This is a genomic window from Allobosea sp. 05T422_2 (assembly GCF_056396265.1).
Map to the genome: position 1 here is coordinate 1 of NZ_JBFTLD010000366.1, position 5,514 is coordinate 5,514.

The 5,514-nt window shown below is 65.1% G+C and carries 4 protein-coding genes; all 4 read right to left on the bottom strand.

What is annotated here, in order from left to right:
• A partial coding sequence (locus tag AC1DJT_RS33955; protein ID WP_476835798.1) for a peptide ABC transporter substrate-binding protein occupies positions 1-1,135 on the bottom strand: 1,135 nt, incomplete at its 3' end.
• Between the two features lie 131 nt (positions 1,136-1,266).
• Entirely contained in the window at positions 1,267-2,385 is a 1,119-nt protein-coding gene (locus AC1DJT_RS33960; RefSeq protein ID WP_441506634.1) for an alpha/beta hydrolase family protein, read from the bottom strand.
• 76 nt (positions 2,386-2,461) lie between these two features.
• Positions 2,462-4,759, bottom strand: coding sequence for an NADP-dependent malic enzyme (locus tag AC1DJT_RS33965; protein ID WP_441506633.1), 2,298 nt, complete (start codon positions 4,757-4,759; stop codon positions 2,462-2,464).
• A 118-nt stretch (positions 4,760-4,877) separates the two neighbouring features.
• The coding region (locus AC1DJT_RS33970; protein WP_476835799.1) for an oligopeptide/dipeptide ABC transporter ATP-binding protein at positions 4,878-5,514 on the bottom strand (637 nt) is incomplete at its 5' end.

A 5,514-nucleotide genomic window follows, 5' to 3' on the forward strand; every position in this document is an offset into this window, starting at 1 on the left:
GTATCTTCAAGGGCATGCCGGGCCCGAAGCCCGCATCCTTGAGCAACTGCTTGGCCTTCTCCTCGCGGTCGAGCGGCGAGGCGTTCTTGAAGTCGGCTTCGGCGGCCGTGCCGTAATTGCCGATATTCGGCGGAATGACGCCATAGGCCGGCAGCATCGTGCCACCCCAGATCTCGTCGGCGATGAACTCACGGTCGAGCACCATGGAAAGGGCCTGGCGGACGCGGACATCGTCGAAGGGCTTCTTCGAGCTGTTGATGATGAGGAAATAGGTGCCGAGATAGGGCGCGATCTTGACTTGATCGCCCAGTTTTTCGCGCAGCTGCTTGATCTGGTCGGCGGGGATGTCGGTCGTCATATGCAGTTCGCCGGCCTGGAAGCGCCGGGCGGCGGCGGCGAGGTCCGGCGACGGATAATAGATCACTGTATCGATCTTGACGTTGGCCGCGTCGTGGAAGGCCTTGTTCTTTTCAAGCTTGATATGGGAGTTCGGCACGAACTCCTTGAGCACATAGGCGCCGTTCGAAACCCAGTTCTCCGGCTTGACGAAATCGCTGCCGAATTTCTCGACTGAGGCCGGATGGACCGGAAGTCCGGTCTGGTGCGTCAGCAATTCGAGAAAATACGGGGTCGATCGCTCCAGCTTGATCTCGAGCGTCGTGTCATTGACGGCCGTCACACCCAGATCGGCAAGCTTCGCGCCCCCGTCGCTCTTGTTGATCTTCTCCGCGTTCAGGATCGGATAGAGAATGTTCGCGTATTTCGCCCCCGTCTCGGGATTGACCATCCGCCGCAGCGAGAAGACGAAATCCGAGGCCTTCACCGCGTCCCCGTTTGACCATTTCGCATTAGGGCGCAGCTTGAAGGTGTAGGTCTTGCCGTCCGGGCTGATCGTCCAGCTTTCGGCCACGCCGGGCACGACGGTGCCGTTGATGTGGTGGATGACGAGCCCTTCGGAGAGATCACGCAGCAGATGCGCTTCCGACACGGTCGAGGTCTTGTGCGCGTCGAGCGTCTCGGGATCGGAGTCGTTGCCGCGATGGAAGGTGACCTGGGCTTGTGCGACCGTGGTGGTGGCGAGCGCCAGAGCCGCGGCAATGGCGAGCGGCGCCGCGCGGCGCGTGATCCTGAACATGACGAAACTCCCCTGAGGGCAGGTCTTCCTGCCTGTTCCTGACATGACCGGGAGAGTAGAGCGCGCTGCTCGCGCGCTGCCAAGCAGGAAAAAAACTTGCAGGCAGGAAAAGTCTTGATCCCCGTTTTCGTTTACGGGGCGCCGCCGGAGGGCAGCATGAACGTGTCGTTCTCGAAGGCGATCACGCAATCGCCAGCGGCCTTGGCGCAATCGTTCAGTGTCGCTTCCTTGGCGCGATCGAGCGTCTGAGAGCCAAAGGTGTAGCGGAAATGCTTGCGTGACCGGCTGAGCGCCATCGCCTTCTCGCCGGGCGCTGCAAAATACTGCTCGAATGCGGCGGCGCGTGCCGTCAGCCCCAGCTTGGCAAAGAGCTCCCTTGCCTGGGCGGGCGACCAGGTCGGCAGCTTCCAGGCACGCAGCGACGCGTCCACCTCGCGCAGCCAGAAGAACCGGGCTTGTCCGTGACGGAAGATCAGGTGACCAGTGGGCCGGACTTCGGGGAGCTCGACGAAGCGGATATCGCCGCCGGCATCGCGTGCGGCGCCGCGCATGCGATCGACGAGCGCGGGCGGAAACAGCTCGTCGTTTTTCGCATAGATCCAGAGCTGTGGTGGCGCGCCGGGCACCTGCCAGCCCTTGACGATGCCGACCAGCGCATCGCGCGCCTTGTCGACACAGCTGTCGATATTCAGGCCGCCGGCGACATTGACGATGCCGCGCAAGCCCGCTGGTTTGCGCTGGGCGAGCGCCAGGACCGCCGCGCCTCCCGCCGATTCTCCGACCGCAATGGCGCGCGCCGGGTCGACATCGTCGCGCTGTTGCAGCACCCGCAGGGCGGCTTCGAGTTCGCTGGCATCCGCCTCGAATCGGCTGGTGAAATCGAGATCGGCGCAGGAGGTCGAGGCCGGGAAGGGCCCGTCCGACTGGCCGAAGCCACGACGCATGACGACGGCTGCGAGCCAGCCACGCCGGGCAAAATCCCGGGCGACGGTGGCGTAGGACGCCGCCCGCAAATCGCCCATGCTGACGCTGCTCGAGGATTTGCCATGAGTGATCAGCGCCAGCGGGAGGCGACCCTCAGCACGCTCCGGCCTGACGATCAGCGCCTCGAGCCTGATGTCACGCCCCTCGAGCTTGATCCGGAGGAAGGTGCTCTCCTCGCGCAGGGGCTCCTGCGCGCTGGCCGCTGCCGCGGCCAGGATCGGAAGCATGACAGCCGCGAGCCGCAGCAGCATCCTGGTGATGCGCATGGCCTGTTCCCCGCAATCCCGGTCCGCCGGAGCACCGCAGAATGGCAGGAAACGGCGCCGCTGCAACGCCTCCTGACTAGGCTGGCGAAGCCGCAGCGCGTTCCTGCGCCTCGACCACGGCCACGGCCGTCATGTTGACGACGCCGCGTGCCGTCACCGAACCGGTCAGGATATGCACCGGCTTGGCCGCTCCGATCAGGATCGGGCCGACCGGGAGCGCATCCGCCAGCACCTTGGCGAACTGGTAGGCGATGTTGGCGGCGTCGAGATTCGGGAAGATCAGCACATTGGCGACGCCCTTGAGATGCGAGGAGGGCAGCACCCTGTCGCGCACCATCGGCAGGAGGGCGGTGTCGGCCTCCATCTCACCGTCGCATTCGAGTTCCGGCGCGCGCTCGCGGATCAGGCAGACCGCCTTGCGCATCTTCAGCGAGGAGGGGGTGTCGGCCGCGCCGAAATCCGAATGAGAGAGCAGGGCGATCTTGGGCGGGATGCCGAAGCGCGAGACATGGCTCGCCGCGATCACCGCCATGTCGGCGATCTCCTCAGCGGTCGGATCATGCTTCACATGGGTGTCGGCCAGGAAGAAGGCGCCCTTGTTGGTGATGATCAGCGTCATCGCCGAGATGTCGCGTGCTCCGGGCGCAAGCCCGATGATGTCCTTGATGTGCCGCAGCCGCGACAGAAAGCGCCCTTCCAGGCCGGTGATCATGGCATCGGCCTCGCCGCGCATCACCGAGAGTGCCGCGATCACCGTGTTGTTGGTGCGCACCAGCACGCGTGCGGCCTCCGGCGTGATGCCCCGCCGGCCGGCGATCTCGAGATAGGTCTGCACGTAGTCGCGATAACGCGGATCATCCTCGGGGTTGATCACCTCGCAATCGATGCCTGGCCGGATCGTCAGGCCGAAGCGCTTCACCCGGGTTTCGATGACGCTCGGGCGGCCGATCAGGATCGGCACGGCCATGCCTTCCTCCAGCGCCACTTGAGCGGCGCGCAGCACGCGCTCATCCTCGCCTTCGGCGTAGATGACGCGCTTGGGGTCGGCCTTCGCCTGCGCAAAGAGCGGCTTCATGATGAAGCCGGAACGGAAGACGAAGCGCGACAGGTCCTCGCGATAGGCCTCGATATCGGCCAGCGGCTTGCGTGCGACGCCGGTATCCATCGCGGCCTGCGCGACTGCCGGGGCAATGCGCAGGATCAGGCGCGGATCGAACGGGTTCGGGATCAGCGAGGTCGCACCGAATGTCTGCGATTCGCCGCCATAGGCGCGCGCCGCGATGTCGGACGTGGCCTCCCGCGCCAGCGATGCAATCGCGCGCACGGCGGCGAGCTTCATCGCTTCGTTGATCGTCGTGGCGTGCACATCGAGCGCGCCGCGGAAGATGTAGGGGAAGCACAGGACGTTGTTGACCTGGTTCGGATAGTCCGAGCGGCCGGTGCAGATCATCGCGTCAGGACGTGCGGCAAGCGCATCCTCCGGCGTAATCTCCGGGTTCGGGTTGGCCAGCGCCAGGATCAGCGGACTCGCCGCCATGCGCTTGGCCATCTCGGGCTTCAGAACGCCGGCGGCAGACAGGCCGAGGAAGACATCGGCGTCGCCGATCACGTCGCTGAGCGTCCGCGCATCGGTCTCCTGCGCATAGACCTCCTTCCAGCGGTCCATCAGCGTGTTGCGGCCCTTGTGGACCACGCCTTCAAGGTCGGTGACCCAGATATTCCGGCGCCTGGCCCCGAGCTCGACCAGAAGGTTGAGGCAGGCAAGCGCGGCTGCGCCGGCGCCGGAGACGACGATCTTGACGTCGCCGATCTGTTTTCCCGCGAGATCGAGCCCGTTCAGGATCGCGGCGCTGACGATGATCGCGGTGCCGTGCTGATCGTCATGGAAGACCGGGATGTTCATCCGGGCCTTGAGCTGCTCCTCGATCTCGAAGCATTCGGGACCCTTGATGTCCTCGAGGTTGATGCCGCCGAAGGTCGGTTCCAGCGCCGCAACGACATCGACGAATTTCTCGATGTTCTTCTGGTCGACCTCGATGTCGAAGCAGTCGATCCCGGCGAATTTCTTGAACAGGACCGCCTTGCCCTCCATCACCGGCTTGGAAGCGAGCGGGCCGATATCGCCGAGGCCGAGAACGGCTGTGCCGTTGGTGATGACCGCGACGAGGTTCTGGCGCGAGGTCAGTTCGGCGGCTTCCGCGGGGTCGTCGACGATCGCCTCGCAGGCGGCAGCCACACCGGGAGAATAGGCGAGCGCCAGGTCGCGCTGGTTGCCGAGAGGCTTCGTTGCCTGGATCTCGAGCTTACCGGGCCGGGGCAGGCGGTGGTAGACGAGCGCGCCCGAGCGAAGATCCGTCGACAAGGTGCTTTTCATCGTCCTGCGTTCCTGGCTCCACGGCCCAAGGCCAAATCAGCTTGGAGGTCGCCCGGAAACGCGGTGCCGTCAAGCGTGCCGGGGGCAACAATCATTCAACCGAAACGACAGGATCGCTTCAGGCCGCCATCGCTCCGACGCCGCCGTCATGCAAGTGACAGGCCGCGACATGGCCGGACGCGATCGTTTTCAGCGCTGGCCGCTCCGCCTTGCAGCGCGGCCCGGCATGCGGACAGCGCGGGTGGAAATGGCAACCTGATGGCGGGTGCAGCGGCGAGGGGATCTCGCCGCTGACCGGCGCAAAACGCTTCTTGCGAGCCGTGATCGTCGGCACATTGGCGAGCAGTGCCTGGGCATAGGGGTGCTGCGGCCCCTTGAAGAGGGCGGCGGCGGGCGCGGCCTCGACGACACGGCCGAGATACATGATCACGACCCGGTCCGAGAGGTGCCGGACGACGCCGAGGTCGTGGSTGATGAAGAGGTAGGTCAGGTTGAGTTCGTCGCGCAGCTTCATGAAAAGATTCAGGACCTGGGCCTGAATCGAGACATCGAGAGCAGCCACGCTTTCGTCGCAGACGACGAATTCCGGCTYCACCGCCAGTGCTCTCGCGATGCCGATGCGGGCACGTTGGCCGCCCGAGAACTGGTGCGGATAGCGCCGCTTGTAGGTCGGGTCGAGGCCGACGCGATTGAGAATATCGTCGACATAATCCGCCTGGCCGGCGCGTGTCGTCAGCCCGTGCACGACGGGCGCT